Source organism: Puia sp. P3 (assembly GCF_050632245.1).
Classification (GTDB): Bacteria; Bacteroidota; Bacteroidia; order Chitinophagales; family Chitinophagaceae; genus Puia.
In genome coordinates this window covers 3,706,593-3,732,331 of the sequence record NZ_CP192583.1, presented here as the reverse complement: position 1 = coordinate 3,732,331, position 25,739 = coordinate 3,706,593, and the positions used below count along the sequence as shown (strand labels likewise).

General features: G+C 45.4%; 37 protein-coding genes and 2 pseudogenes. 35 read left to right on the top strand and 4 right to left on the bottom strand.

The features are described from left to right. Nucleotides 1-4 precede the first annotated feature (4 nt). From ACQ86N_RS22870 to ACQ86N_RS22715, 32 genes and pseudogenes are all read left to right on the top strand, one after another. Entirely contained in the window at nt 5-991 is a 987-nt protein-coding gene (locus ACQ86N_RS22870; RefSeq protein WP_431217136.1) for a TolC family protein, read from the top strand. Nucleotides 992-1,254: 263 nt separating this feature from the next. Beyond that, on the top strand, nt 1,255-1,521 hold the full coding sequence (locus tag ACQ86N_RS22865) for a heavy metal-binding domain-containing protein (protein WP_431217135.1): 267 nt from the start codon (nt 1,255-1,257) through the stop codon (nt 1,519-1,521). Continuing rightward, nucleotides 1,452-1,856 carry an efflux RND transporter periplasmic adaptor subunit gene (locus tag ACQ86N_RS22860; RefSeq protein WP_431217134.1) on the top strand — a complete coding sequence of 135 codons (405 nt, stop codon included), beginning with the start codon at nt 1,452-1,454 and terminating at the stop codon, nt 1,854-1,856. Before ACQ86N_RS22865 ends, ACQ86N_RS22860 begins: the two co-directional genes overlap by 70 nt. A 2-nt stretch (nt 1,857-1,858) precedes the next feature. After that, the gene (locus ACQ86N_RS22855) at nt 1,859-2,176 is read left to right on the top strand and encodes a hypothetical protein (RefSeq protein ID WP_431217133.1); all 318 of its coding nucleotides are present in this window, start codon (nt 1,859-1,861) and stop codon (nt 2,174-2,176) included. 94 nt (nt 2,177-2,270) lie between these two features. Beyond that, nucleotides 2,271-2,546, top strand: coding sequence for a hypothetical protein (locus ACQ86N_RS22850; protein WP_431217132.1), 276 nt, complete (start codon nt 2,271-2,273; stop codon nt 2,544-2,546). Then, a pseudogene (locus ACQ86N_RS22845) lies at nt 2,543-3,768 on the top strand (efflux RND transporter periplasmic adaptor subunit). Before ACQ86N_RS22850 ends, ACQ86N_RS22845 begins: the two are co-directional and overlap by 4 nt. A gap of 11 nt (nt 3,769-3,779) precedes the next feature. Then, entirely contained in the window at nt 3,780-4,046 is a 267-nt protein-coding gene (locus ACQ86N_RS22840; protein ID WP_431217131.1) for a hypothetical protein, read from the top strand. A gap of 14 nt (nt 4,047-4,060) precedes the next feature. Beyond that, nucleotides 4,061-4,342, top strand: a complete 282-nt coding sequence (locus ACQ86N_RS22835) for a helix-turn-helix domain-containing protein (RefSeq protein WP_431217130.1) — start codon at nt 4,061-4,063, stop codon at nt 4,340-4,342. Nucleotides 4,343-4,481: 139 nt separating this feature from the next. Next, the gene (locus ACQ86N_RS22830) at nt 4,482-4,910 is read left to right on the top strand and encodes a helix-turn-helix domain-containing protein (protein WP_431217129.1); all 429 of its coding nucleotides are present in this window, start codon (nt 4,482-4,484) and stop codon (nt 4,908-4,910) included. A 51-nt stretch (nt 4,911-4,961) separates the two neighbouring features. After that, a complete protein-coding gene (locus tag ACQ86N_RS22825) occupies nt 4,962-5,432 on the top strand; it encodes a cation transporter (RefSeq protein WP_431217128.1) in 471 nt (156 codons plus the stop codon). 35 nt (nt 5,433-5,467) lie between these two features. Then, nucleotides 5,468-6,028 (top strand): HAD-IC family P-type ATPase, encoded by a 561-nt coding sequence (locus tag ACQ86N_RS22820; RefSeq protein WP_431217127.1) that lies wholly within the window; start codon nt 5,468-5,470, stop codon nt 6,026-6,028. Further along, the gene (locus ACQ86N_RS22815) at nt 6,021-6,206 is read left to right on the top strand and encodes a hypothetical protein (RefSeq protein WP_431217126.1); all 186 of its coding nucleotides are present in this window, start codon (nt 6,021-6,023) and stop codon (nt 6,204-6,206) included. Before ACQ86N_RS22820 ends, ACQ86N_RS22815 begins: the two co-directional genes overlap by 8 nt. Nucleotides 6,207-6,209: 3 nt before the next feature. After that, a complete protein-coding gene (locus ACQ86N_RS22810) occupies nt 6,210-6,992 on the top strand; it encodes an HAD-IC family P-type ATPase (protein WP_431217125.1) in 783 nt (260 codons plus the stop codon). A 284-nt stretch (nt 6,993-7,276) separates the two neighbouring features. Next, nucleotides 7,277-7,489 (top strand): heavy-metal-associated domain-containing protein, encoded by a 213-nt coding sequence (locus tag ACQ86N_RS22805; protein ID WP_431217124.1) that lies wholly within the window; start codon nt 7,277-7,279, stop codon nt 7,487-7,489. A 138-nt stretch (nt 7,490-7,627) separates the two neighbouring features. Next, the gene (locus ACQ86N_RS22800) at nt 7,628-7,849 is read left to right on the top strand and encodes an HYC_CC_PP family protein (protein WP_431217123.1); all 222 of its coding nucleotides are present in this window, start codon (nt 7,628-7,630) and stop codon (nt 7,847-7,849) included. A gap of 368 nt (nt 7,850-8,217) precedes the next feature. Then, complete coding sequence (locus tag ACQ86N_RS22795) at nt 8,218-8,790, top strand: DUF305 domain-containing protein (RefSeq protein WP_431217122.1); 573 nt, start codon at nt 8,218-8,220, stop codon at nt 8,788-8,790. A gap of 484 nt (nt 8,791-9,274) precedes the next feature. Beyond that, nucleotides 9,275-10,183, top strand: coding sequence for a hypothetical protein (locus ACQ86N_RS22790; RefSeq protein WP_431217121.1), 909 nt, complete (start codon nt 9,275-9,277; stop codon nt 10,181-10,183). Nucleotides 10,184-10,421: 238 nt separating this feature from the next. Beyond that, nucleotides 10,422-11,123, top strand: coding sequence for a hypothetical protein (locus ACQ86N_RS22785; protein WP_431217120.1), 702 nt, complete (start codon nt 10,422-10,424; stop codon nt 11,121-11,123). A 20-nt stretch (nt 11,124-11,143) separates the two neighbouring features. Beyond that, nucleotides 11,144-11,668 (top strand): hypothetical protein, encoded by a 525-nt coding sequence (locus ACQ86N_RS22780; protein WP_431217119.1) that lies wholly within the window; start codon nt 11,144-11,146, stop codon nt 11,666-11,668. Nucleotides 11,669-11,880: 212 nt separating this feature from the next. After that, a complete protein-coding gene (locus ACQ86N_RS22775; protein ID WP_431217118.1) occupies nt 11,881-13,026 on the top strand; it encodes a hypothetical protein in 1,146 nt (381 codons plus the stop codon). A 988-nt stretch (nt 13,027-14,014) separates the two neighbouring features. After that, the gene (locus ACQ86N_RS22770; RefSeq protein ID WP_431217117.1) at nt 14,015-14,542 is read left to right on the top strand and encodes a DUF3347 domain-containing protein; all 528 of its coding nucleotides are present in this window, start codon (nt 14,015-14,017) and stop codon (nt 14,540-14,542) included. Between the two features lie 33 nt (nt 14,543-14,575). Continuing rightward, nucleotides 14,576-15,154 (top strand): DUF3347 domain-containing protein, encoded by a 579-nt coding sequence (locus tag ACQ86N_RS22765; protein ID WP_431217116.1) that lies wholly within the window; start codon nt 14,576-14,578, stop codon nt 15,152-15,154. A 39-nt stretch (nt 15,155-15,193) separates the two neighbouring features. Then, a complete protein-coding gene (locus ACQ86N_RS22760) occupies nt 15,194-16,135 on the top strand; it encodes a heme-binding domain-containing protein (protein ID WP_431217115.1) in 942 nt (313 codons plus the stop codon). A gap of 106 nt (nt 16,136-16,241) precedes the next feature. Further along, a pseudogene (locus ACQ86N_RS22755) lies at nt 16,242-16,403 on the top strand (hypothetical protein); the annotation flags it as partial. Nucleotides 16,404-16,886: 483 nt separating this feature from the next. Next, complete coding sequence (locus ACQ86N_RS22750; protein ID WP_431217114.1) at nt 16,887-17,480, top strand: multicopper oxidase domain-containing protein; 594 nt, start codon at nt 16,887-16,889, stop codon at nt 17,478-17,480. A gap of 163 nt (nt 17,481-17,643) precedes the next feature. After that, nucleotides 17,644-17,775: a hypothetical protein gene (locus ACQ86N_RS22745; RefSeq protein ID WP_431217113.1), complete on the top strand. Its 132-nt coding sequence runs from the start codon at nt 17,644-17,646 to the stop codon at nt 17,773-17,775. 2 nt (nt 17,776-17,777) lie between these two features. Continuing rightward, nucleotides 17,778-18,266 carry a multicopper oxidase domain-containing protein gene (locus ACQ86N_RS22740; RefSeq protein WP_431217112.1) on the top strand — a complete coding sequence of 163 codons (489 nt, stop codon included), beginning with the start codon at nt 17,778-17,780 and terminating at the stop codon, nt 18,264-18,266. Further along, a complete protein-coding gene (locus ACQ86N_RS22735) occupies nt 18,238-18,891 on the top strand; it encodes a hypothetical protein (RefSeq protein WP_431217111.1) in 654 nt (217 codons plus the stop codon). The genes ACQ86N_RS22740 and ACQ86N_RS22735 overlap by 29 nt, the downstream gene beginning before the upstream one ends. 78 nt (nt 18,892-18,969) lie before the next feature. Beyond that, on the top strand, nt 18,970-19,461 hold the full coding sequence (locus ACQ86N_RS22730; RefSeq protein WP_431217110.1) for a hypothetical protein: 492 nt from the start codon (nt 18,970-18,972) through the stop codon (nt 19,459-19,461). Then, nucleotides 19,358-20,371 (top strand): HAD-IC family P-type ATPase, encoded by a 1,014-nt coding sequence (locus ACQ86N_RS22725; RefSeq protein WP_431217109.1) that lies wholly within the window; start codon nt 19,358-19,360, stop codon nt 20,369-20,371. The genes ACQ86N_RS22730 and ACQ86N_RS22725 overlap by 104 nt, the downstream gene beginning before the upstream one ends. Beyond that, nucleotides 20,260-20,961 (top strand): HAD-IC family P-type ATPase, encoded by a 702-nt coding sequence (locus tag ACQ86N_RS22720; RefSeq protein WP_431217108.1) that lies wholly within the window; start codon nt 20,260-20,262, stop codon nt 20,959-20,961. The genes ACQ86N_RS22725 and ACQ86N_RS22720 overlap by 112 nt, the downstream gene beginning before the upstream one ends. A gap of 11 nt (nt 20,962-20,972) precedes the next feature. Further along, on the top strand, nt 20,973-21,404 hold the full coding sequence (locus ACQ86N_RS22715) for a hypothetical protein (RefSeq protein WP_431217107.1): 432 nt from the start codon (nt 20,973-20,975) through the stop codon (nt 21,402-21,404). Nucleotides 21,405-21,422: 18 nt separating this feature from the next. Here ACQ86N_RS22715 and ACQ86N_RS22710 read toward each other — a convergent pair whose 3' ends face one another. From ACQ86N_RS22710 to ACQ86N_RS22695, 4 genes are all read right to left on the bottom strand, one after another. Then, nucleotides 21,423-21,944, bottom strand: coding sequence for a hypothetical protein (locus ACQ86N_RS22710; RefSeq protein ID WP_431217106.1), 522 nt, complete (start codon nt 21,942-21,944; stop codon nt 21,423-21,425). 225 nt (nt 21,945-22,169) lie between these two features. After that, entirely contained in the window at nt 22,170-23,000 is an 831-nt protein-coding gene (locus ACQ86N_RS22705; RefSeq protein WP_431217105.1) for an AraC family transcriptional regulator, read from the bottom strand. A gap of 87 nt (nt 23,001-23,087) precedes the next feature. Beyond that, nucleotides 23,088-24,131, bottom strand: a complete 1,044-nt coding sequence (locus tag ACQ86N_RS22700; protein ID WP_431217104.1) for a hypothetical protein — start codon at nt 24,129-24,131, stop codon at nt 23,088-23,090. 36 nt (nt 24,132-24,167) lie between these two features. Next, entirely contained in the window at nt 24,168-24,779 is a 612-nt protein-coding gene (locus tag ACQ86N_RS22695) for a class I SAM-dependent methyltransferase (protein ID WP_431217103.1), read from the bottom strand. A gap of 125 nt (nt 24,780-24,904) precedes the next feature. Here ACQ86N_RS22695 and ACQ86N_RS22690 point away from each other — a divergent pair, with 125 nt between their 5' ends. From ACQ86N_RS22690 to ACQ86N_RS22680, 3 genes are all read left to right on the top strand, one after another. After that, nucleotides 24,905-25,138 carry an ArsR family transcriptional regulator gene (locus tag ACQ86N_RS22690; RefSeq protein ID WP_431217102.1) on the top strand — a complete coding sequence of 78 codons (234 nt, stop codon included), beginning with the start codon at nt 24,905-24,907 and terminating at the stop codon, nt 25,136-25,138. Nucleotides 25,139-25,211: 73 nt separating this feature from the next. Continuing rightward, complete coding sequence (locus ACQ86N_RS22685) at nt 25,212-25,424, top strand: hypothetical protein (protein WP_431217101.1); 213 nt, start codon at nt 25,212-25,214, stop codon at nt 25,422-25,424. A gap of 126 nt (nt 25,425-25,550) precedes the next feature. After that, nucleotides 25,551-25,727: a cation transporter gene (locus tag ACQ86N_RS22680; protein WP_431217100.1), complete on the top strand. Its 177-nt coding sequence runs from the start codon at nt 25,551-25,553 to the stop codon at nt 25,725-25,727. Nucleotides 25,728-25,739 lie beyond the last annotated feature (12 nt).

Sequence of the window (25,739 nt, the reverse complement as noted above, 5' to 3'; positions counted from 1 at the left end):
AATCATGCAAAGGTTAATATTGATATTGATGGCTGTTGTTGTATTTCGGGTAGAAGCCCGTTCGCAGACTGCTTTGAACCTGGATGATGTATTACTGGTCATCCAAAACAACCATCCTTCCATGAGAATGTATGATGCGGATATCCGCTCTTCGGATGAAGCGGCCAAAGGGGCCCGAAGCTGGATGCCACCGGAATTGGGTACCGGCTTATGGATGACGCCCTACAATCCCTCTCTGTGGAAGAGAAGCGCCGATGGAATGAATGGCATGGGTCAGTATATGATCTCGGTCCAGCAAATGATCCCGAATAAAAAGGAATTGGATGCCAACGAAAAATATCTGCGGGCGGTGTCTGCTGCCGGAAAAGAATCCAAACAGGCCAATTTGAATGATCTATACGCTGCCGCTAAAAAGAGCTATTATGTTTGGTTGATCACGGAGAAGAAACTGAAAGTGCTGGATGATAATGAAAAGCTGCTGAATTTCATGATCCAAAGTACGGAGATCCGCTACAAGAACAACCTGGGAAAACTGAATGCCTACTATAAAGCCAAGGCTGAATTGGGCAATATAGAGAATCAACGCATTATGCTGCAAAATGAGATCACCCAGCAGCAAGTGCTATTGAATACGTTGATGAACAGGGATAAACAGGCTCTATTCAGCATTGACACTACCTATAGCATTAAGGACTATAGTCCGGCAGACAGCAGCTATTTCGGGCAAGCCCGCAGCGACATCAAAGCCGTTCAAAGGAATATCGATCTGGCTTATTTGCAGCAGGACCTGGAAAGGAGCAAATTAAAACCTCAGTTCGGTATACGGTACGACCATATGTTTGGGTTCGGCGGCCTGCCCATGCAATATTCCCTGATGGCTATGGTAAAACTACCCATCGCCGCCTGGTCTTCCAGGGGCGCCAAAGCGACCATCGAGAGCCTGAAATGGAAGGAGGAATCGCTGAGCCAGCAAAAAAATGCTGATCAATGAAGCCTCCGGTCAGGCACAGGGCCTGTTAGCCGCCATTTCCAGCAAAAAAGCAGGTCCGGCTCTTCGAACAAAATATTGTCCCCGCCCTGATCAAAAATTACCAGGTGCTGCAACTCAGCTATGAACAGAATACCGGGGAATTATTCGAGCTGCTCGATGCCGGGAAACATTGAATATGACCCAACTGGAATATTTACAGCAATTGCAGGATCTACTGAATATGCAGACCGAGATGGATAAAATTCTCGAACAAAAATAAAGTTATGCCGATCAGCGATTTCAAAATTTCTGTCTTTGTGGTGCTGGTCTTTACCGGTGCCGCCTTAGTCCCGGCAGCCTGTACACATCATCCGACCAACCATCCCTCAGAACAGGCCGGAAATCAGGCTGTCCAAAAGGCCGCCGAAGACATTTATACCTGTCCCATGCATCCGCAGATCATCAGGCATCAGCCCGGGAATTGTCCCATCTGCGGGATGACCCTCGTAAAAAAGGCTTTGCTACCGCAGAAGCGAAAGATTCAACCATAGATTTGCATACCCTACTGCAGCCGACCAATAATACCGTTGTATCGGCTGTTGCGGTCATCACCTTACAACAAGCCAGTCAATCCCTGTCAATGGAAGTTTTAGGCCGGGTAGATTATGATACCCGGCGTATTCAGACCATTTCCGCCAGGGTCTCCGGAAGGATTGAAAAACTGTATGTAAAGTACCGGTACCAGCACGTGCATGCGGGAGAAAAGATCATGGATATTTACAGTCCCGAACTCGTCACTGCCCAGCAAGACTTGTTATTTGTCCTGCATAGCGATCCGGCAACGCCACCCTGCTCGATGCCGCACGGACAAAACTGCAATTATTAGGCATGGATGCCCAACAATTGCAACAGGTCGTTCAATCCGGCAAACCCATCTATAAAGTAACCGTATATACCCACTATACAGGGCATATTCATGAAGCTGGCAATATGCCGGAAATTACCAGCGGCTCTCGCCGCATGGACATTTCAAAAGAAGTGGGTGAATTGCCCATCAAAGAAGGGATGTATGTCCAAAAAGGGCAGACAATTTTCCAGCTCTACAACACAGAGCAAAGTTGGATCATCCTAAACATTTTTTCCGGCCAATCATCCCTGGTAAAAAGGGTTCCCCTGTTGTCATCACACCGGAAACTTCCCCGATAAATCATTCCAAGCCACCATCAGTTACATCGAACCGTTTTACCAAGACAACAGCAAAACACTTACTGCAAGGGTCTATTTCGATAATGCCAGTAAAATGTTGCCGATCGGCAGCCAGGTAAAAGCCACTATCCGGGGAGCAACCGGCCCAGGCGCCTGGTTGCCCAGGGAAGCCGTCCTGTCGCTCGGCCTCCACCAGGTGGTACTGAAGAAGGAAAACGGCTTCTTCCAGGTCAGCGCCGTCCAGACAGGCATCACAACGGACAGTTTGATCCAGGTTGTCGGCGGATTAAGCGCACAGGATACCGTAGCCGCCAATGCGCAATTTTTAATGGATAGTGAAAGTTTTATTAAAGTAAAAGAGAAGCTATGAAAATTTTTATCCGCACCGGTCTGTTCGTACTGATCGCCCTTCTTTTGCTGGCATCCTGCAAAACAGGAACAAAAAGAACGGCAAAGACCGACCCGGACATATATTACACCTGTTCCATGGATCCACAAGTGGTGGAATCCAAGCCGGGGAAGTGCCCCATTTGTCATATGGAACTGACGGCGGTCAGGAAGAGTCAGCAACAAAACAATGATGAAATAAAGCTCAGTCCCGAACAGATCGAATTAGGCAATATCCGGGTAGACACTATTCGAGCCACCAGTATGAGCAGTAAAGTAGTATTGACGGGCACGGTCAACTTTGACCAGTCCAGTTTACAGGCAGTCAGCGCCAGGGTCAACGGCAGGATTGAAAAATTGTATTATAAGAACATCGGTGATCGCATACCCAAGGGTGTCCGGCTTTTTGATCTGTACAGCGAAGAGTTGAATAATGCCCAGCAGGAGTATGTGCTTGCTTTAGAAAAGCAAAAAGCATTGGGGAATTCCATTATCAACTACGATGCAATCGTAGAAAGCACCCGAAATAAATTGCGGCTGTGGGGCATGACGGAAACGCAGGTGAACGAACTGGCAAATGCTGGAAAGACCAGTACAACCACCTCGTTTTACAGCACAGCCGAAGGATATGTCACCGAATTGCTCGTTAAAGAGGGGGATTATGTAATGGAGGGGGAACGATTGTAAAACTCGCCGGTCTTTCCCGGCTATGGGTGGAAGCGCAGGTATATACCTCTCAATTATCCCAGTTTAATTTTACCGGTATGGTGTATATACAATTTCCGGACCTTCCCGGGAAAATTATAAATGGGAAAATTGAATTTGTAAATCCGGAGATCAATCCGCAGTCCCGCATCAACCTGATCCGCATAGAGGTCGTGAATAATGACAATCTACTCAGGCCGGGCATGCCGGCATATGTAACGGTGAAAAGCCCTGGTCGAAAAACCTTGTCCCTCCCAACAGATGCCCTACTCAGAAATGGTAAAATGTCGGCTATTTGGGTGGAGACGGCACAAAACTCCTTTTCAACGAGGATGGTCGAGACGGGTCAGGAAGGGGAGGGTATCATCGAAATTAAATCAGGATTACAACCGGGAGATGTAGTTGTAACCAGCGGAGCCTACCTGTTGCAAAGCGAATATATTTTCAGGAAAGGCGCTACCCCTATGGCAGGAATGGATATGAGCAAAATGAAAATGTAAATTGAAAAGAGATGACCCTATACATAAAAAATATGGTTTGTGATCGTTGTATTTTAGTAGTAAGGCAGCAATTGGACAGACTGGATTTACCTTATCATCATATTCAACTGGGAGAAATAGAGCTGCCCGGGAATCCTTCCGCCGGAAAATTACAATCGCTGAGGGAGTCCCTGCATGCACTGGGGTTTGAATTGTTGGATGATAAGAAAAGCGCTCTTGTAGAAAAATTAAGCATATTATCATTCAGCTTATACATAGCATGGATGAGAGAGAGTTGACTAGAAAGATTTCTGTGATACTGCAGGATAAAATAAAACTGGACTACCACTATCTCACCGGCCTTTTTTCTGCGGTAGAAGGTATTACGATTGAAAAATATGTCATTTTACAACGTATAGAAAAGGTAAAGGAATTATTAAAGTATGATGAACTGAACCTCAGCGAAATTGCCGACAAATTAGGGTATAGTAGCGTCCAGCATCTTTCCCAGCAGTTTAAGAAAATCACCGGGCTCACTACTACGCATTTCAAAAGTTTGAAGGACAACCAGCGCAAGCCGCTGGACAAGGTATAAACTCTCAAAATTTTATAAAATTCTCTCAAAATTTTATAACGATGCTTTCACCAACAGGCGCCACCTTTGCATAAGTTCAAATAACAGCCTTATGGTAAGCAATAATAAACTTTTATAAAAGGATTAACCCCTCTGGGCATTGATTTGCTGGAGGATAAAAAAACAAAACTCGTACGCCAACTCAAAGAGCTGGCGGGAAAAAATATATTCCGGAACCTACCATTTCCCACGTGATTTTCGCTTTTCGGATTTGGTCGTCAGCGTCTTCCATAGAGATTATAATACAGTGAGCACTACTTTTTCCGAAATGGAAGGTATTACATTGGAAAGATATATTATGGAATACCGTCTGAGAAGAGTACAAGAACTATTAGTCTATTCGAATGATACGCAGTCAGCTATTGCTTGTAAACTGGGCTACAGCAGTTCAGCCCACCTTTCCCGGCAATTTAAAGCCCACTCCGGTTTCAGTCTATCCCATTTTAAAAATATCAGACAAGCTAAACTGCTGCTTACGCACAGGACGGATATTTACCGTTCATTGATGTATACAATTAACCGATTATAGTAAAACACCTACCTGTTAAATAGATCTTACTTTTATAAAAAATCAGCCTATATGTCATCCGCTATATTAGATAAGCCCCACCTTGGTACTGTAAAAAGTAAAAAAAACAGCCTTGTTAAGGAAACATTTCCTGTATTGGAGATGACTTGCGCGGCATGTGCCATCAGCGTTGAGTCGATGTTAAAATCGGTTGCCGGCGTAGAGGATGCCGGTGTGAATTTCGCCAACCAAACAGCCTGGGTGCAATATGACGATACCCGCGTTATCCCTGAAAAACTTCAAAGCACCATCCGTTCAATTGGCTACGATCTGGTTATCGATCGGGAGAACCAGGATCAGGTAAAGGAAGAGGCCCGGCACCGGCATTATGAGGAGGTTAAGCAACGAACGCTGTGGTCATCAATACTCTCGGTTCCAATAGTTGCGATAGGTATGTTTTTTATGAATATACCCTATGCTAACTGGATCATGATGGCGCTGGCCACACCGGTTGTATTTTTCTTGGCCGTGGCTTTTTTGTAAATGCCTGGAAACAGGCAACTCATAAAAAGGCCAATATGGATACACTGGTGGCACTGAGCACCGGTATCGCCTGGCTGTTCAGTGCCTTTAACACTATTTATCCTGCATTTTGGCATAGTCGGGGTTTACACGCGCACGTGTATTTTGAAGCAGCTGTAGTGGTTATTGCCTTTATATCATTGGGAAAGCTCCTGGAAGAAAAAGCCAAATCCAATACGTCCTCCGCCATTAAAAAACTCATTGGCTTGCAACCTAAAACAGTTATGCGGGTGGATGCATCAGGGTATATCCAGGAAGTACCTATTTCGGAGGTGAAGGTGCAGGACCTGCTATTGGTCAAACCAGGTGAAAAGATCCCAGTGGATGGACGTGTTGCCGATGGAAGCTCTTATGTGGATGAAAGTATGATCACCGGTGAGCCGGTGCCCATTCCCAAGAAAGGCGGGGATACCGTTTTTGCGGGTACGATCAATCAAAAGGGTAGTTTTCAGCTTAGTGCGGAGAAAGTGGGAACAGACACCTTGTTGGCCCAGATCATAAAAATGGTGCAGGAAGCACAGGGCAGTAAGAGCACCGGTTCAAAAACTGGTGGATAAAATTGCCGGCATCTTTGTCCCGGTCGTAATCGGCATTGCCATCCTGACCTTTTTATCCTGGATGGTTTTTGGCGGCGATAACGCCTTTACGCATGCCCTGCTGACTTCCGTTACGGTATTGGTCATTGCCTGCCCATGCGCCACTGGGCACTGGCGACACCTACCGCTATTATGGTAGGTGTTGGCAAAGAGAGCAGAGAACAATATTTTGATTAAAGATGCGGAAAGCCTGGAACTGGCTCATAAGGTAAACGCCATTGTATTGGATAAAACAGGTACCATTACGGAAGGAAAGCCTGTTGTAACTGATATTTTATGGACTACGCCCGAATTAGAGCAAAATCTTCAGCCATCCATCCTGTATTCGCTGGAACAACAATCCGAACATCCGCTGGCTGAAGCGGTAGTGTCTCATATGCAAGGCGCTGGTGTTAAGACCATAAAAATACAAGGGTTTGAAAGCCTTACCGGTCAGGGAATCACCGGAAAACAGGAAGGGCTGACCTACTTTGCCGGCAACAGGAAATTGATGGATGATAATAATATTACTATCAGTAGCGAGTGGGCTTCAAAAGCGGGAGCATTACAGGAAGAAGCCAAAACCGTGATCTATTTTGCAGGCGGCAAGGCGCTGCTGGCCCTCGTGGCCATTGCCGATAAAATAAAAGAGACGGCTGAAGGCGCTATTGCTTTGTTGCAGCGGGACGGCATAGAAGTCTATATGCTCACAGGAGATAACCAGCATACAGCCGCCGCAGTAGCCAGGAAAGTAGGCATTAAAACGTACAAAGCAGAAGTATTGCCTTCGTATAAAGCTGTTTTTGTGCAGGAATTACAGCAGCGGGGAAAGGTCGTCGCAATGGTAGGTGATGGCATTAATGATGCCCAGGCCACTGGCACAGGCGGATGTAAGCATTGCCATAGGGAAAGGGCTCCGATATTGCTATGGATGTGGCAAAAATGACGCTTATCACTTCCGATCTGGGCGGTATACCTAAAGCATTGAAGCTATCCAGGGAAAACGGTCAGCACTATTAAAGCAAATCTCTTTGGGCTTTCATTTACAATGTCATCGGTATTCCAATTGCGGCGAGGTGTCTTGTTCCCCTTCACCGGTTTTTTATTAAACCCCATGATTGCAGGCGCATTCATGGCGTTGAGCTCGGTCAGTGTCGTTAGCAATAGCCTTCGGCTGAAAACGATAAAATTGTAACAAGGATAATTAAACATTAAAAAATAAAGTATAATATGGAAACCATACAATTTAAAACGAATATTAAATGTTTAGGCTGTATTGCAAAGGTCACCTCAGTATTAAATGAAATCGCGGGCGCGGATAATTGGCAGGTTGATATCGACAACCCGGCAAAGATCCTCACCGTATCGGCCAATGGACTGACAGAAAAAGCCATAAGGGCGGCCGTTGAAAAGGCGGGATTCAAGGCCGAAAAAATAGATTAATGCGGAAAGGGCAGCGCCGAGCTGCCTGTTTTCTTATGATCCGGGCGGTAAAAAACACCACAGCATGTGGAAATAGATCAACCTTTGTGCTATTCTGAGCAGCATCGTACTCGTTTGTTAAGGGTGGTATGAAAATTTATGTGGCTTTCCGGGCAACTAATCACCGGAATGAAAAAGCTATTTTCCTTCATATTAGCAGTATTATACTTATCCACTGGCACAAGCGCTAGCATAAACCGGCATTACTGCATGGGAGAACTGGTGAACATTTCCTTATTAGGACATTCCCCAAAAACATGCCCGAAATGTGGCATGGAAAATAAAAAGAGAATAAGGATTGCTGTAATGACATCCAAGTAACCGTCAACTCCGAGGGACCAGCATATTCCCTCTCATGCTGTTTTTTTATTGGCCAATTTTGATATAATAGCTGGTCAGATCGTTTTCCTGGTTAATGTAAACCTTCTTGAGCGGTCCGCCTTCCGGAAGTTCTCTTGTGCAAATGCTCCTCCGCTAAAAATGCTGCCGCTATATTTACAACTGCGAAATTTGCGAATCTGACCGTAAAGACAATACAGATCTTGTTATGAACTTGTATTGTCCTTTTTATAGATAGCTGGCAACGCCCCCTGCATAGTTATTTGCCTACCTTCTCGCCGAAACATATTGCTAATAAGTATAAAAAAAGGTTATGAATAAGATTATTAATATGTCAATAGCATATTTTTTTGTTGACAGTCATTTCCTGCTCTAAAAGCGATGGAATAAAGATTCAAGCACATGACAGTAACCGTATGATGGATTCGATGCATGTTATGATGAGTAAAATGGATACGATGAAAATGACCAACGATCCGGACATTGATTTTGCAGCCATGATGCGGATGCACCATCAGGGCGCCATCGGCATGGCCAACCTTGAACTCCAACAAGGTAAGAACGATTCGCTAAAACGAACGGCTCAAAAAGTCATTGATGAGCAGCAAAAAGAAATACAGCAGTTGTCTATCCTGCTATCCACCTTTACCGTTGATAACAGTGATCCGGACTTCACCATGGAACAGCAGAACAATATGGAAAAGATGGGCAAGCTCGCTGATACACAGCTAATAACCGGAGATATTGACAACGATTTTGCGACCCTGATGATCGTACATCACCAAAGCGCGACCGATAATGCCTCTGCCTATTTACATCATGGCAGCAATGCAGATCTGCTAATAATGGCTAAAAGCATGGTCAAATCGCAAACCATGGAAATCGACGAACTGGCGTCCTGGCTGATTGCCAATAAACGATAACCTTAAACCTGATCGTATGTATAAGCACTTCATCTTTACTCCTGGGCGCCATCGGCTTTTTTCTTGCTGCCTCATCCCCAGCACCAACACGCCATGCCCGGCATGAAAGACTCTTCCGGGACGAAAATGGACAGTTCCCGAAAAAAATGCCAATGGACATGCACATGCCAATGGATGTTCCCATGAGCCACTCATTTTCGCTAAATCTTCCCATGAACCGCAACGGATCGGGTACGGCCTGGTTGCCGGATGCCTCTCCCATGTATGGATATATGATACATTCTGACAAGTGGATGTACATGATACATGGTAATATTGCACCCAGGTATGATAAGCAGGATATTCGGGACAAGGGTTCCAGAGGTAATCAGCAATGGGATGCCCCGAATTGGCTGATGGTGATGGGGTGAGACAAAGGTGGGCGCAAGGGGATTGTTTCATTTCAATACGATGTTTTCGCTGGATCGGCTGACGGAGGGCGGCAATGGCTATCCGCTCCTTTTTCAGTCCGGAGAAAGTTGGAAAAACCGGCCTTTTGGTTGATAGGCAACATCCCCATGATCTTTTCTCAGAATTATCGGTAGCTTATTCCTATGCCTTCTCAAAAAAGTCGGATTTGTCGGTATATATCGGTTACCCGGGAGAGCCGGCCCCGGGCTCCGTGGCTTTCATGCACCGGCCTTCCGCGTTAGCCAACCCGGATGCGCCCATCAGCCACCATTGGAATGACGGCACCCATATTACCTTTGGAGTGGCTACCATCGGTTACCGGTATGATAAGTTTAAGCTGGAAGCGTCCTCTTTTACCGGGCGGGAGCCGGATGAGAACAGGTATAATTTTGATAAACCCCGGTTCAACTCCTGGAGCGGACGGCTCTCGTTCAACCCATCCGATAACTGGTCGCTGCAAGTGTCTCATGGGTTCGTGAAAAGCCCTGAAGCACTTCACCCGGAAGAAGATGTGAACAGGACAACCGCCTCCGCTATTTATAGTCTACCCTTGGAAAATGATAGCTGGCTGAATGCTACAGCCCTGTGGGGCCAGAATAAAACGGCCGGACAGGACCCGGAGAATGCGGTATTATTGGAGGCTGCCTTGCGTTTAAAACGGTTTGAGATCTATACCCGGTATGAATGGGTACAGAAATCTACAGAGGAATTGAACCTGGAAGCAAGCACCTATGGAGACCATGCCTTGTTTCCCGTTAATGCCCTTACGCTGGGGCTTACCTACGACATCCTTACGATCTTAAAGACCAGGGTGTCGCTCGGCGGGCATATGACCTGGTTCCGTCCGGATCAAAAGCTGGCATCCCTCTACGGAAATAACCCTCTCGGCGGGGAAATATTTTTGAGAATCTATCCAGGACTAATGAAAATCCCAAAAATGTAAACCAGTATCCTCTTTATTCACCAAACAATGACACAACGGCTTTATCAGGAATGCATGCTTAATCGTCATGATAAAGGAAGCTTTACGGGTCTCCTTTATCATATATATCCATTATGAGCAAACGGGCCGATGATAAAAGCACTTCTCTGAATGGCATATGGGGTGAAATGCGTAAATGTGAAAGAAACTCAGTATTTTAACGAGCTGTTTGGGCCTAAAACCGATCAGCGCCATTAAAATGAGTGAACACCTATCACACATCATTCAGCAGTATAAACAAGATCAGCAGTCCGTTTATAATACCTGGTTTATCAATAATGACGAGCGGCTGAAAGCTTTTCGATCGATCCGAAGAGGTGTCCTTCAGGTCATAGAGGATATTAAAAATAAAAGGTTCCCCAATGACTTTAAAGGCACATCGCTTGAATTTGTGTTAACCTGCATCACGGAACAAAAGCAAGTGTTTGAAGGGGCTTCTCACCCTTTTTACTGGAAGCCAAAATTGCGTATTCCGGATATTTACGAAAATGAAGGGAACAAACAAGCATTCGGGCAGTTCTTGGAAAACTGCCTGAACTCAAAATCAGAGGAACAGATACTCAGAGAAATTATCAAACTTGATAATGTAAAGATTAAAGGGCTAGGGCCAGCTGTGGCAAGTATTCTATATTTTCTGCACCCCACAATCATACCGCCCTTTAATACCGCTATTATCAATGGTTTCAACTTCCTGTTTAAAGACAAAAAGAAATTGGGTAGCTGGAGTGAATACCTGAAATTAAGAGAGGTAATGATAAATACCAATAATCAGCAGCGTTCGGAACTATCATCGGATCTAGGCGCCATCGCTGGCTTACTTTTTGAGATCGGCACGCAGAAGTTGGTACTAGGAGCAGATGAATATTTATCAGAGCCAGAACGGAAAAAATTGAAAAACTAATTGAGAAGCGCCGGGAAGAGGTGGAGCAGGAAAAACAGGAAGAAGATCTGCATACCGAGATGCAGTATCACCTGCTAAAGATCGGAAGTGCTTTAGGCTATGATGTAATGGCTGCTTCCAACGATCGCTCCAAATCCCATTGCGGGAACAGCTTTTCGTTTATTAGTTTACCGCAGTTTCCAGAGATCGATTTGGATAGAGAGACATTGAACACCGTTAAATTAATTGATGTTCTTTGGTTTCAAAAAGGAACGAATAATGTCATAGCCGCTTTCGAGGTAGAAAAAAGCACGAGTATTTACTCCGGTATCCTGCGGCTTACAGATTTGTCCTACACGATAGCAGACGGGGATGAAGTGTTTTATTTAATAGTACCTGATAAAAGAGAGAAGGATGTGGTGCTTCAATTATCTCGTCCGGCTATTAAGCAAAATAACGTTATTATCAAATACATTATGTTCTCCGACCTGCGGCAGCACTGTGATGCTCTTTGCAAGTTTGGCGACAGCCATCATATTATGGAAAAAATAGCCAGGGATGTCTGAGGATGATCCAAAATATTTAAATTCAATTAATTACGCCTTATTTTAACGCTTTTCCGTGTAATAGACCATTTATTAAATAATTCTGTTTTGTACACAACCTTTAACAATTTATTTGCGTAATCTCCATTTGTACGGGCACCGTACATTCTGGAGCTGTTGCAGTAGCCGAGGCAACCTCCATTGCACAACCTATAAATTAGCATCCGAAGTATATGGCAAACTTCCCTGATGATGATGAAATGGATCATCTCTCCCGAAAAGCAGCTAATAAATATGATCCTAAAATTCCCATAAGAGGTACGGGCTGGGAAAAAATAAAACAGCAGTTAGACATTGATCTCCTTCGCAAGCGCAAACCATTAGCGGTTCGCCGGATCGTAATGTACGCTATACCTGCTCTATTCGTGTTGGTGAGTCTTTCGTATCTTATTGTGCAACAATTCCCCCAACATCTATCAAAAAGACAGACGTCTTCGCTGCCTGTGGCAGATACATCCACTTCGCCGCCTGGTCCTCCCCGGGCAGTTCTAAAGGAGATTTCTCCATTACCAAAGTGCGATAATATCAATAAGTCACAAAAAAATTCCTATAGTTCCAATTATACATTCGAAATCAAGCCTGTCTTAACTGAAAAAATCGCCAGCCAAGATCATCGACACCCTGGCCTTGCAGGACTCGACAGAAGTGATGACGACATTTTCGCAGCCGACAGTTCAACAGTTTGGTCAGCAGACCTGCCATTGGCACTCGAAAAATCCAAATCCCTTCCAAGGCAACGACATGGTCTGAGATACGCCAGTATTATAAGTATGCGGGCGGGTCTATTCTCCAATCACGCAGACAGGCATTCTTTTGATTCAATTTTAAAGGCACTGGTCGCGACAAAGAAACTTTCGAAAGAAAGTACTGGAGCACGGAAGAACAAAGACTTACTCGAGCCAGGCACAGGACGCCTGCAATTCGGGTTGGACATCGGCCCCGACTTTACTTTGGTGGGAAGTCACACGAAACCTAGAGGAGGTGTTTTGTTTGGTCTCACGGCGAACTATACTGTTAAGCAACGATGGTCACTGGCTATCGGCGTTTTGAAGATACATAAGAATTATATAGCCACGGGACAGGATTTTGCGCTGCACAATAATTCATGGCTTACAACCATGCCCAATGGCAAATTAGAACATGTCGAGGGAACCATGGATATGATTGAAATACCTTTGGCAATACGATACCATGTCCATGTGGCAGGGAAAAATTTATTTTACCTAAGCGCAGGCCTCTCGTCCTACCTGATTGAAAAAGAAAATTGCGACTATTATATTAAAACCTTTGTTTATCAGCGCAAAGAGCACTGGCTGTAAAGATGTAAATACGGTAACTGGTTATCCGGAGAAATATGCAAACAGGACGTTCTTGCCGTTTGCCGCATTCAATATGTCGGTCGGGATGGAGACAACCATCAGTCACAGGGTTTCGCTACAAATAGAACCTTATTGCAAACTTCCCTTAAGAGCAGTAGGATATGGAGAAATGCGATTAAATAGTTTTGGAATTAATTTCTCCGTAAAATATGCTCCTTTTGTCAAATAAATTGGCAGACAATTCACTGTATATCAATTATTTAACAAAAAAAGAAATAACAACTGGTCAGAAAAGACATATAATTTCGAACCATCATGTAGAAGATAATGATACACTTTTAGACTCGTGACATAATTATATAACTTTTACTCAAAATTTTATAATCATTGAATACCAGGTGCGGGGTAGCTTTGTACGGATAAAGATTTTATAGTCGATCCTAAATTCTCTATATTTGTAACACCTTGTAATGCAGAAGAGTGTACTCATACGAATAAAGGCAGTTTTCCTGCTATTGGTATTTACTACGAATACCTTAGTGGGATTGGCTTGTTCATTGGGTTTGAATATGGGGTTCAATGCCAATCACCATCACCAGGAAGAAAACGAGATCAAGGGTAGTCATGGCCATCATCATGACGAAGCTCCGATGGGTCATTCCCATTCAAAAAGGAAAAAGGTAATTGCTGTAATGACGAAGTGATCAAATTTGCGCAGGTTGACAAATCGGCCCCGCAATCTGTAAAAGCATGCATTAGCCCAATTTTCTTTACTGCCTTTGTTTCTTCTTTTTATTCTGTTGATCTTTTAAATATTTTCCAAACACGCCCTGCCAGTAAGTATTTTCTACGAGGCTATCATCCCCATAGCAGACATTCGCATAGCCATTCAGAGTTTCCAGATATGATTTAATGTGTAAGAACAAGTTATGCACGAGATAATATTTCTCGTGCCTGTACCTATTATATCAAACATTAAATCGTTTATATGCAACCGAATTATCGCAGGTTTTATACCTCCCGGATATTTCTTCTCCTGGCGCTTTTTATATCCATATGCTCACAAAACAGTTTTGCCCAGGACGGCTCCCAACCATCTTCCCTGTCCCAATTACTCCCTTCCTATTACAGCATTAAAGATGCGCTGGTAAATAGCGATGCCAATGCAGCAGCCAGTAAAGCCGCTGAATTTGCAAAGATCATCAAGGCGGTAGATATGAAGACCCTCCCAAACTCAGAAATGACCGTTTTCATGTCTTTGCAGGATAAATTGGCGGACGATGCCACACATATCGCCAGTAATAAGGACATCAAACATCAAAGAGAACATTTCGCTACATTTTCGTCCAACTTGTTTGCGCTGGCAAAAGGATTAAAGCTCAACAGCAAGCCCGTATACTATGATTATTGTCCCATGAAAAAAGCCTACTGGCTGAGTAATGAAGCATCCATTAAGAATCCTTATTTCGGCAGCGCTATGCTGACTTGTGGAAAGACCACAGAAACGCTAAAATAATTGAACAACTATTTATCCATAAAATAAAGTAATATGAAAACGATTCTTATCGGCATTGCCATTTCTCTGACAATACTGCCATCCTGCAGCAATGACACCAACAAATCTACCGCCGAAAATAAACCAACGGCCGATAGCAGCCACCCGGCAACGGCGTCCAATAACAATACGACGCCCGGCTCTTCCATTAAGGGAATTGTCAGTCAATATTTTAATTTAAAGAATGCTTTGACGAATGATGACGGCAAAGAGGCTGCCGTTGCCGGGAAAGCCATTGTGCAGACCATGGATAAGTTGGACACGGCTTCCCTAAGTTCCGATCAAAGGAAAGCATACAGAGATCTGCAGGAAGATACCCGGGAAAACGCGGAACACATAGGAGATAACGCTGACAAGATCGACCACCAGCGGGAGCATTTTGAAATGCTGAGCAAAGACATGTATGATCTTGTTAAGAAATTTGGAACGGACCAGACGGTATACCAGGACTTCTGCCCTATGTACAATAATGGCAAAGGCGCCACCTGGATCAGTGAAACCAAGGACATCAAAAATCCCTATCTGGGTAAAAGAATGCCTACTTGCGGTTCTGTCAAAGAAGAAATAAAATGAGCCACATAAAAAGGAAAGAAAAAGATCCTGTTAGCAATCGTGCTGATATTGATTATCCTGCAATTCATACAACCTGCCCGTAATAAAAACGGGCAGGTATTGCCAACGGATTTTACGAGAATGTATGCCGTGCCAGCGGAGGTACAAAGTCTTCTTCAGGGAGCGTGCTATGATTGCCACAGTAACAATACGCGATATCCATGGTATGTCCATACACAGCCGGTGGCCTGGATCATGGCGGGACACATCAAAAATGGCAAAGCAAAGCTCAATTTTAGCGATTTTGGCAGCTACCCCGTCAGAAAGCAGGAAAGTAAACTGAAAGGGATCGTTAATAGCATCAAAGATGACAGATGCCACGCTACTTCTTATAGGTGGATGCATACATCAGCCAACCTGTCCGAAGCTGATAAAACGTTGCTTAAAGATTGGATGCAAAAAAAGCCGATAGCCTCTCTGCTATTAATAAATAAACTTAAAATTTTTACCATGGAAAATAATCAGCAATCACATGCAGGCAAAGAAAGGAATCACATGAACCATGCAAAAGGTCAATCTTACAAAAAAATGGGCATTATGGTCATCTTGTCTTTCATTGCCATGTACATTTTAATGTATTCGATGGTGGACAAACTGGCGAACGTCATTTCCAATATCAACCAGATATACATGGCAGGTCTGATGACGATGCCAATGGTTCTCATCGAATTATTGATCATGAAAAGCATGTATAAGAATAAATCGTTGAATATGCTCCTGTTAAGCATCGCCGTAGTGGCCGGTGTTTTATTTTATTTCGGTATCCGCCAGCAGGCCTTTGTTGCGGACAAACAATTTTTAAAGTCCATGATCCCGCACCATGCGGCGGCCATACTGATGGTAAAAGAAGCTAACATAAGCGATCCGGAAATTAAACAGCTCGGCCGAGGAAATAATCACCTCGCAGCAAAAAGAAATCGATTTCATGAAGGGAAAAATTAAACAGCTGGAAAGCAAATAGCATGCGAAAGATCGGACAATTACTCCTCAATTGTTTAAAAGCCATCTTTATTCGTAAAAAGGATTGCTGCAAGTAAAATATTCAATCATGAAAAAAGTGCTATTGATAGGGTTGATCCTAGCCGTCTATTCTTTTGCGAAGGCACAGGATATGAAAGGCATGGACATGAACAAAAAGGATACTAAACAGCAGACACAACCTGTGACCTACACGTGCGTCATGCATCCGGAGATCCATGCTGCCAAACCCGGCAACTGCCCCAAATGCGGGATGAAGCTCGTAAAAGAAAAGGTAAAGGCCGTTAAACCACCTGGCGCACGTCCAGACCACGAAGGCATGCAAATGCCCACGAAAGACAGCTCGAAAAAGATGGACAACATGGGGCCAATGCCCTCCATGGATAGTAGTCATCAGGGGCACGATATGAGCAAAATGCCCATGGAGGACATGGAGATGCAGGCAGCGACCCCCATGAAAACGATTGTGAACAACACGCCACCCCACACAGTAATTTATCATTTATACATTCCGGGATACCCTGGTGAGTTTTACCGGCAAGACCAAACGGGCTATCGCCGTGAACGGCCAGATCCCGATGCCTACGCTGACATTTACCGAAGGGGACACCGCAGAGATCTGGGTACACAACGAACTGAATGAGGGTAACAGCCCTCCACTTGGCATGGCCTGTTTCTTCCCAATCGGTATGACGGCGTACCATTTCTTACGCAGATGCCCATTAAGCCACACAGTACCTATCTCTATAAATTTCCTATCGTGCAGCATGGCACGCACTGGTACCATAGCCACTCGGGTTTACAGGAGCAAATCGGCATGTACGGTGCGTTTATCATGAATAAAAGAAAAGAGTGGGATATTCCTACCTTGCCTGTGGTACTAAGCGATTGGATCGATATGAACCCTAAAGAAGTAAATCGTAGCCTGCATAATCAAACCGATTGGTTTGGAATTCGAAAAAACACCACTCAAAGCTATTGGGAGGCCGTAAGATCCGGTCATGTGAAAACAAAGTTCACCAATGAATGGAAAAGGATGACAGCCATGGATGTAAGTGATGTCGCCTATGATAAATTTTTGATCAATGGGAAAAATCAAAATGAGCAGCCGCAATTCAAAGCAGGTGATAAGGTAAGGTTGAGAATAGCCAATGGAGGTGCATCGTCCTACTTCTGGCTAACTTATTCAGGCGGAAAGATCACCGTGGTGGCCACTGATGGCAATGACGTACAACCCGTGCAGGTTGACCGGTTGCTTATTGCCGTCTCAGAAACATATGATGTAGTGGTAACGATCCCCAAAAAATAAAAGCTATGAATTTTGGTGACCCCGGAAGACCGGACAAAATCGGCTTCCCTCTGGCTCGGCAGTGGTGAAAAAGTACATGCTCTCAAATTACCCAAGCTGAAATATTTTTCCGGTATGAAGATGATGAACGACATGATGGATATGAAGGGTAACACTGGTGACCATGGAAGGCATGGAAATGAGTAATCAAACCATGGATATGAACACGGTGATGTATCCCGAGATCACCGGTTTTGAAAATCCTAAAGACACTTTACCTGGTCTTAAGCAGCAATTCCCCCGGGAGACACAATGAAAATGAAAAACGGACAAAAAATGGACATGAACAATGCCCAGCATAGTATGGCAGGTATGGATATGGGCAATAGCACTTCCGATATGGTGACCCTTAATTACGCCATGCTCCGCGCTCCTGAGAAGACAACCTTACCTCCCGGCCCGGTAAAAGAATTATATTTTACGTTGACGGGTAATATGAACCGATATGTCTGGAGCATAGATAATAAGGTGGTTTCCGAGGCTGATAAGATCCTGATTAAAAAAGGCGAAAACGTACGAATTATTCTTTATAATAATACGATGATGCGTCACCCCATGCACCTGCACGGCCATGACTTCCGGCTGCTGAACGGGCAAGGAGATTATTCCATTATGAAAAATATCATCGACATCATGCCAATGGAAAGGGATACCATTGAATTCGCGGCCACTGAGCCAGGTGGGGACTGGTTTTTCCACTTGTCATATCTTATACCACATGATGAGCGGCATGGGCCGTGTTTTTAGTTACCAGGATACCCTGGTTGACAAAACAGATCTTACCAGCGCCAAAGTAGCCAAACGAGGATTAAATTCCGATGACAGGATGTTTCATTCCATGGCAAGAATTGGTTTGGAAAGCAGTGGCAGTGATGGTGAATTGATGTTTGCGCAGACCCGCTGGAAAGCGAGTACCATTTGGAACTTGGGCTTGCATGACATGCACGGTTATGAAAGCGAGACCATGATCGGTCGCTATTTGGGCCGGATGCAATGGTGGTATCCCTATATTGGATTTGATTACCATTACAAAGTAGAAGGCGGGCCTAAAAATATTTTCGGCAGCGAAGAAAAGAACTGGTTTGGACAAAAGAGTAATAAATTGAACCGACATACTATTATAGCAGGTATCGCTTACACGTTGCCTATGTTATTCATTGCAGATGCCCGAATCGACGGCAATGGTAAACTGCGATTCCAGCTAAGCCGTGAAGACATTCCTATTTCCCCACGCCTCCGCTTTAACATGATGATCAATACCGACAAAGAATATATGGCAGGCCTCCGCTATATTCTTACGAAATATATTTCCCTATCCACGCATTATGACAGCGACATGGGTATGGGTGGGGGTATTACTATCACTTATTAATTTCAACGTTATGGAACATGCGAATGAACCAATAAAAGCACAAAGGAACTAGCCCATGATGAGATGCAGCATCCCGCCATGAAACATGACACTAATCACCCAATGGGACATGCAGGGCATGATCATCACGCTATGATGATCCATGATTTCAAAAAACGGTTTTATGTAGTGCTGGCATTGACGATTCCGGTTATGCTGCTGTCATCGATGATCCAGCATTGGTTACATATTAAAATCGCCTTTGCCGGTTCCAATTATGCCCTGTTGCTGTTATCGTCTATCGTCTTCTTTTATGGGGGGTGGCCCTTTCTTACAGGCTGGCTGGAAGAAATGAAGGCTTGGAAGCCGGGTATGATGACCCTGATCGGGTTTGCCATCACCGTGGCCTATGTATACAGCGTAGCCACGGTCACTGGGCTTGCACGGGATGGATTTTTTCTGGGAACTGGCTACCCTTATCCTGGTTATGTTACTGGGCCATTGGATCGAAATGAGGTCCGTTGCGGGCGCTTCGCGGGAACTGGAGTTATTGGTACAGCTAATGCCTTCGGAAGCCCATATTATACATGAAGGCGGCCATGTGATGGATGTTAAGACAGATTCCTTAAAGGCAGGTGATCTCATTCAAATCAAACCCGGAGAAAAAGTGGCAGCTGATGGGATAATAGCCGAAGGGGAGAGCTTTTTGAACGAATCCATGTTGACAGGCGAATCTAAGCCCGTCCATAAGATAAAAGGCGATAAAGTGATTGCCGGAGCGATCAACGGCAATGGCGTCCTCAAAGTAGCTGTACAGCATGGACAAGAAGATTCCTATTTGTCGAAAGTGATCAAACTGGTGGACGACGCGCAGAAAGCAAAATCCAAAACACAATTGCTGGCCGATGCGGCCGCCCAATGGCTAACGCTGATTGCCCTGCTGATGGGTATAGCCACTTTTGTTTACTGGTTTATCGCCGGAAAGGACCTGTCCTTTGCAATTGAAAGAATGGTCACCGTCATCGTCATTTGCTGCCCGCATGCATTGGGGCTGGCGGTCCCCCTCGTGGTAGCTAAATCAACGGCGCTATCTGCTAAGAATGGCTTGTTGATCAAAAACAGGACAGCTTTTGAGAATTCCCGCAGGATCACTACCCTGGTATTCGATAAAACAGGTACCTTAACCATTGGCAAATTTGAAGTGGTGCGTTACCAGGCGCTTCGTACCGAATTTTCAGCCGAAACGATCCTCCAATTGGCTGCAGCTATTGAAAAAGGGTCGGAGCACCCGATTGCCACCGGTGTCCTTCAAAGGCAAACGAACTGCATCTTCCATTGTCCGGGGCGACCGATACACAGGCCATTACCGGTAAAGGCATTTCCGGGGTCGTGGACGGGAAAAAAGTCACGATTGCCAGCCCCCAGTATGTTAACGAAAAGCTGGTCAATAGTGCTTCTTTACAGGAAATTAAGCCAGGAGAAACTTTGGTATATGTCCTGATCAACGATCAGGTCGCGGGCTTTATAGCGCTGGCTGACCAGGTACGGCCCGAATCGGCCGAAGCAATAAAAACGCTACATCAAAATAAGATAAAAACCATTCTGCTGACCGGGGACAATAAGATAGTGGCGGAAGGAGTAGCCAAAGAGCTGGGCATGGATAGCTACCTGGCAGAAGTACTACCCCATCAAAAGCTGCAGAAAATTAAGGAACTACAAGACAAAGGAGAGTTCGTCGCCATGACGGGCGATGGGGTAAATGACGCTCCTGCTTTGGCCCAGGCGGATGTAGGGATCGCTGTAGGCAGCGGCAGCGATATAGCCGCGGAAACAGCTGGCATCGTATTGGTGAACAGCAATCCGAAAGATATCGTCAGCCTGATCCTGTTCGGGAAAGCGACGTATCGAAAAATGATCCAGAACCTGATCTGGGCGACAGGTTATAATGTGATTGCCTTACCCCTGGCAGCTGGCGTTCTGTATAAGCAGGGCATATTATTAAGCCCAGCCGCCGGCGCCGTATTTATGAGTGTAAGCACCGTGGTGGTGGCTATCAATGCAGGTCTATTGAAAGTCAGGCAATCCATTTAAATTCAATGATTATGAAAATACAGCTACTGTTGTTGATCCTTCTTTTCATCTTTACGGTCGCCTGCAAAAAGAATGCATCTCAGACAAGGCCGCAGATCAGTATTGAATCTATCAACACAACCATCACGCCCGGAGGCAGCCTGGATGCCCACCTAAAATTCACTGATAACAAAGGGGACTTGGGCCAGGGCGTATTTATTGCCATTCGTATCCGTTTGAATCAGCGTCCGCTGCCTATTGGCACAGGCGGCGTCGATACCTTGATCGCATCGATCCCTGATTTTCCTAATCAAAATCAGGGACAGTTTGAATTTACCCAGGGCTATACTTATTTAAACCAAAGTGACCAGGAAAATGATACGATTATTTTCAAGTTCGCAGTCATAGATAGGGCAGGGAATAAGAGCGACACAATTTCTTCCAATAAGATCATAGTACAATAGATTGCCTGAACAACCTTATCATGAATTGGGTTCCCTAGGTTTATTATACTGCTTCCGCCATCCATAACGGGTCAGGCCCCGGGGTTTATAGACGGACAAGGCGGTAGCCACGAGTAAGGCGATCAGTGCAGCAATGGAAACATCTACAAGTTTGACACCCGGCCCATCCAGGTCTGCCTTGGATATAGCCGCATTGGCGGCGGCGCGGGCCATATGATCAATGGCTTGTGTATGCAGCAACAAAAGAATAATGGAAACCAGATTGATCAGGAGCTTGGCCAGTATCCAATAGTGATCGAACATCCCCCATTTGGTACCCAATGACAGGAGAAGGCCGGTAAGCAAAGCAGCGAAAGCCAACGGAACGATGACCCACCAGGTGACTGGTTCCATAGCCAGGTAGGTTGCGCGGATGATCAGTGCATTTTTGCTCGTGACACCGGTGACGGCCAGCGATAGAAAGCCTGCGACAGCACCGAGCCAGCCGACCGAGAAAATAATATGAGCGAGAAGCGTCAGGTTGCGAAATGGAGCAGTCATGGTTACTAATGATGGTGAAGGCTATGACCGGTCAAGTGCAACACGATCATAACCAGTATAAGGATGATTAAGAGGATACCGGGCAATTTTACCCAACGAGGTGTCGGAGGACGATTTCTGGAATGCAAATCCTGCATAAATGGTTTTTATTCCCGCAAAGTTGGGCGCCAGTCTGCTATTCTGCTTGATAAATCCTCGGGAAAGACTTTGCAAAACTTGCGAATGTTATTGTGCAGGCTCGATGGGTATGTGAATTTCCCTGGTCAATTGCTGATAGGCCGTACAGGCCGGGTTTTCGACGAAGGTTTCAAAGCCTGTAGTGGCTGAGATCTTATATCCGCTTTCCGGCAGCCATCGGTAGTAAAAATAGTGGATCACTTCAGTGGTTTGCCAGAGATCACCCTGGACAATAAAACTGGCAAATATTCCACCTTTTATCTCTGTAACAGGGAACTTATCAGTAAAGGTATGTCCCTGGGTAACTGCAAGGCACGCCTTATAGATATTTCGCTGATGAGGGGTGATGATGCCGTAAAAAGCAGGCGTAGTAATCATCCCATCGCGGGCCCTGGCCGTCTTGGCTAGTTCCTGGAAGGCTCGGTGGATCTTCCGGGGATCATCAAAAGACACGATCTGGTAGCAGCCTTTGATGGGCTCCTTTTTGACGATGTGGATAGCAACGGGAGCATGCCGGGATGCCATATCGGATAAAGCAGGATGCCCCACTGTCATCGGGTTGCCGCCATGCAGGAGCTTCATCTTTCGGGAATGGGACAAGGCACGGAATTCCACCGGTGTACGTCCATAATGGGACCTGATCGCTCTTGAAAAAGCGGCCGGTGAAGAAAATCCAGTATCTGCTGCTATTTCCTGGATGGTTTTCTGAGGATGAATGATCAATTGAAGGAGGGCGATCTCCAGGCGTAGTTTCAGCATATATTGCTTCGGCGATTCGCCAATCACCTGTTTGAAAACTTTTTGCAAATGAAAGGGCGAATAATGAGCGATTGCTGACAAAGTTTGTAAGGAGATATCAGCATGGGAGTTGGCCACCATGTGGTCAATGACAAAGTCTATTCTTTTTTACGATCTACAGAAGTGTTGCTACCGGTCATGCTTTCTTGCTCAGAAGGATGAATGAGTTTATACTCTCTTAAATTTGATCTGCTTGTCTTGCTCCCATACGCAAAGTATCTTGCTGTCCGGCAAAACGATAGATTGTAGGAAACTGCCGGTACCAATGGTTATTTCATTTTTCGGATAGGGTCGCACCAATTTCAACGTATCTCCGGTCTCCATGGATATGACAGGCTTTGCGGTAACTCCGGCGATGCTGCAGGTTCGTCCCTTCCCCATATTAATTTCCCTTTCACCGGGTTTGCAGTAATATACAAAACCTTTTCGCTGCCACACAGTATGTATCCTGCCGGATGGATCGACAACAACTCCCCCTCCATCCATCGGGCAGCCGTTCAACTTCCAGGTATCCTCTCCCAATTTTTGTGTCTCGAAGGAATGACCTTTGTCTTTGGAGGTCAATAAATATAAGTCTCTGGAGCCTTGTAACCAGTTGCGAAACATAATGGCAATGGTGGATCCCTGCACGGCAATACTTGGCTTACAACATTCGCAAACATGTCCATCCGGAGACTGGTAAGCTAAAGTATTTCTTGACCAACGTGGCGCTTTGCCGGATAGGGCAGCAAAATATACCTGATTCTTATTACCAGTTCGGGTATCCAACCACACCGCATAAAAATTGTCCTTGTTATCCGCTGCTATGCTCATCAGGCCTTCAGGGCTCGATCCCGGTACGTCGTTAATCGTGCCTATGTCCTTCCACACGCGCGATGAATTAGAACGCCTGTAACAATGGATGTTTCCGGACCTATCCATAGCCGTAATAATAGAATAGTTCGCTGAACAGGCGATCTGAGGACCCCTGGCCATTCCTAAATGCATTTGAGGCACCTGGCCTATCAGAGCAGGCTTCGAAAAAGTGCCGCCGTTGTCACCCGAGGTGGACCAGTATATTTTATCTTCTTGCCCAAATACGAGGCTGATATTGCCTTTTGTATCTGCGCTGATCTGGGGTTGTTCGCCATCCCCGATGGTGTTAACGGGTGGCTTAAAAAAGGGACTTATGAAGAAACCGATGTATAGAATAGTTGAAGATATGAGGTTCATTTTTTTATATTTATCATAAACTGTTAATGTACGTTGTCACGCTCTTCTAAAGGAACAAAATAGAAAGTTTTGCAAAGTGTTAAACGGAGTAAGATGGTCTTCTGTAATGCATTTTAATTTTTGAAACCCAATGTTGAGTTCCTGGGTAAGCTCTTGTTCTGTATATTGATGAATGGGGAGTCCGCTGCATTTTTCAGGACCATTTTCGGAAAAGGTGCCAATGACGGCATAACCATCGGTATGGACGGTGGCACGGGCCACAGAGAGGTAGCGGTTGACCTGAGACCGTTCAGTAAGAAAATGGAAGGTTGCTCTGTCATGCCAAAGGTCGTAATCAACATCCGGCTGGAAGTTCGTAATATCCGAAACGAGCCATCTGATTGAGGAAGCTTTATCACCCAGGCGAAAGCGGACCCTCTTTAGAGCCTCTTCAGAGATATCCAGAACAGTAATGTCCCGAAAACCCTCCTCCAGCAGAAAGTCAACTAGATGGCTATCCCCACCGCCTATATCTATTATACGGGCGCTCCTGGACAATTGAAAAGCTTCTATAAAGTCCAGGGATGTTTTGGGAACAGTTTGTGTCCAGCTTAGCTGATCTGAAGCCTTGGTCCTGTAGATTGTTTCCCAATGAGTTTTGTCATCCATAACACAAAGATAGAAAACCCTTGCAAAGACTGAACTTCCAATTATTTAAGCATCTTGCTTAAATAAAGAATGTTTGTATTAGGGAGAAAGCTGACCCGGCGCAGATAAAGCGGGTCCGGGAACTGATGGCAGGGAAACGAGTGGCTTTGGGGAAATTGGCGGCTGCCCCGGCGTTGGCGGGCAATGAGGTGCGGTTGAAGATATTGCACCTCCTGGAAGAGGAGAAGGAGCTTTGCCCTTGTGACCTGAGCGATATGCTGGGGATGAGTATTCCGGCGATCTCGCAGCATTTGCGGAAGATGAAGGACGGGATATGGTGGAGTCGCGGAAGGTGGGGCAAACGATCCTTTATTCGGTGAGGACGGAGCAGATAAAGTTGTTGCGCCCCTTTTTCAAGATCATTGATCAAATGAATGCAAAACCGGAAATGGTATGAGTAAGGAGAATAGTAAAGTCTTACTGGGTTCGGGTCTTTTACTGGCGCTGGCGTCTTCGCTGTACTGTGTCGTGCCAGTGCTGGCAATATTGGGTGGTGTGAGTGGGGCGGCGTCCGCGTTTAGCTGGGCGGCCCCGCTGCGTCTTTACCTGTTGGGGGCGACAGCGCTGGTGCTGGGATTTGCGTTTTACAGGGCATACCGGTCATAGCCGAAGGACGATTGGACCTGTGAGGAAAGAGAAGTATATGGCAATCGATGGGTTTTCTTTTGGGGGTAGCCGTCGTTTCAGTTCTTCTGTCCACCTTTCCCTATTATCAAAGACCATGTCCGGGGGATGGGCTGCGCGGACTGTGAGAGGCTGGTGGATCATGCGCTATTGGCAACACCGGGCGTTCGGGAGGTGAATACGTCATTTGCAAAGGAAGAGGCGGTGGTGCGGTACGATAGCGCGCGTGTATCGGTGGGTGAACTGGGAACAGTTGTCGAAAGAGAGACAGATGTTGCTGAATAGATAGATTATCAA

Coding starts and splice junctions, on each gene's coding strand:
- ACQ86N_RS22870 (WP_431217136.1), top strand. CDS start 5: ATGCAAAGGTTAATATTGATATTGATGGCTGTTGTTGTATTTCGGGTA.
- ACQ86N_RS22865 (WP_431217135.1), top strand. CDS start 1,255: ATGCCGATCAGCGATTTCAAAATTTCTGTCTTTGTGGTGCTGGTCTTT.
- ACQ86N_RS22855 (WP_431217133.1), top strand. CDS start 1,859: ATGGATGCCCAACAATTGCAACAGGTCGTTCAATCCGGCAAACCCATC.
- ACQ86N_RS22850 (WP_431217132.1), top strand. CDS start 2,271: ATGTTGCCGATCGGCAGCCAGGTAAAAGCCACTATCCGGGGAGCAACC.
- ACQ86N_RS22840 (WP_431217131.1), top strand. CDS start 3,780: ATGACCCTATACATAAAAAATATGGTTTGTGATCGTTGTATTTTAGTA.
- ACQ86N_RS22825 (WP_431217128.1), top strand. CDS start 4,962: ATGTCATCCGCTATATTAGATAAGCCCCACCTTGGTACTGTAAAAAGT.
- ACQ86N_RS22820 (WP_431217127.1), top strand. CDS start 5,468: ATGGATACACTGGTGGCACTGAGCACCGGTATCGCCTGGCTGTTCAGT.
- ACQ86N_RS22805 (WP_431217124.1), top strand. CDS start 7,277: ATGGAAACCATACAATTTAAAACGAATATTAAATGTTTAGGCTGTATT.
- ACQ86N_RS22800 (WP_431217123.1), top strand. CDS start 7,628: ATGTGGCTTTCCGGGCAACTAATCACCGGAATGAAAAAGCTATTTTCC.
- ACQ86N_RS22790 (WP_431217121.1), top strand. CDS start 9,275: ATGGCTATCCGCTCCTTTTTCAGTCCGGAGAAAGTTGGAAAAACCGGC.
- ACQ86N_RS22785 (WP_431217120.1), top strand. CDS start 10,422: ATGAGTGAACACCTATCACACATCATTCAGCAGTATAAACAAGATCAG.
- ACQ86N_RS22775 (WP_431217118.1), top strand. CDS start 11,881: ATGGCAAACTTCCCTGATGATGATGAAATGGATCATCTCTCCCGAAAA.
- ACQ86N_RS22770 (WP_431217117.1), top strand. CDS start 14,015: ATGCAACCGAATTATCGCAGGTTTTATACCTCCCGGATATTTCTTCTC.
- ACQ86N_RS22765 (WP_431217116.1), top strand. CDS start 14,576: ATGAAAACGATTCTTATCGGCATTGCCATTTCTCTGACAATACTGCCA.
- ACQ86N_RS22750 (WP_431217114.1), top strand. CDS start 16,887: ATGCCCATTAAGCCACACAGTACCTATCTCTATAAATTTCCTATCGTG.
- ACQ86N_RS22745 (WP_431217113.1), top strand. CDS start 17,644: ATGGAAGGCATGGAAATGAGTAATCAAACCATGGATATGAACACGGTG.
- ACQ86N_RS22740 (WP_431217112.1), top strand. CDS start 17,778: ATGAAAAACGGACAAAAAATGGACATGAACAATGCCCAGCATAGTATG.
- ACQ86N_RS22735 (WP_431217111.1), top strand. CDS start 18,238: ATGATGAGCGGCATGGGCCGTGTTTTTAGTTACCAGGATACCCTGGTT.
- ACQ86N_RS22730 (WP_431217110.1), top strand. CDS start 18,970: ATGAAACATGACACTAATCACCCAATGGGACATGCAGGGCATGATCAT.
- ACQ86N_RS22725 (WP_431217109.1), top strand. CDS start 19,358: ATGTTACTGGGCCATTGGATCGAAATGAGGTCCGTTGCGGGCGCTTCG.
- ACQ86N_RS22715 (WP_431217107.1), top strand. CDS start 20,973: ATGAAAATACAGCTACTGTTGTTGATCCTTCTTTTCATCTTTACGGTC.
- ACQ86N_RS22710 (WP_431217106.1), bottom strand. CDS start 21,944: ATGACTGCTCCATTTCGCAACCTGACGCTTCTCGCTCATATTATTTTC.
- ACQ86N_RS22705 (WP_431217105.1), bottom strand. CDS start 23,000: ATGGTGGCCAACTCCCATGCTGATATCTCCTTACAAACTTTGTCAGCA.
- ACQ86N_RS22700 (WP_431217104.1), bottom strand. CDS start 24,131: ATGAACCTCATATCTTCAACTATTCTATACATCGGTTTCTTCATAAGT.
- ACQ86N_RS22695 (WP_431217103.1), bottom strand. CDS start 24,779: ATGGATGACAAAACTCATTGGGAAACAATCTACAGGACCAAGGCTTCA.
- ACQ86N_RS22690 (WP_431217102.1), top strand. CDS start 24,905: ATGGCAGGGAAACGAGTGGCTTTGGGGAAATTGGCGGCTGCCCCGGCG.
- ACQ86N_RS22685 (WP_431217101.1), top strand. CDS start 25,212: ATGAGTAAGGAGAATAGTAAAGTCTTACTGGGTTCGGGTCTTTTACTG.
- ACQ86N_RS22680 (WP_431217100.1), top strand. CDS start 25,551: ATGGGCTGCGCGGACTGTGAGAGGCTGGTGGATCATGCGCTATTGGCA.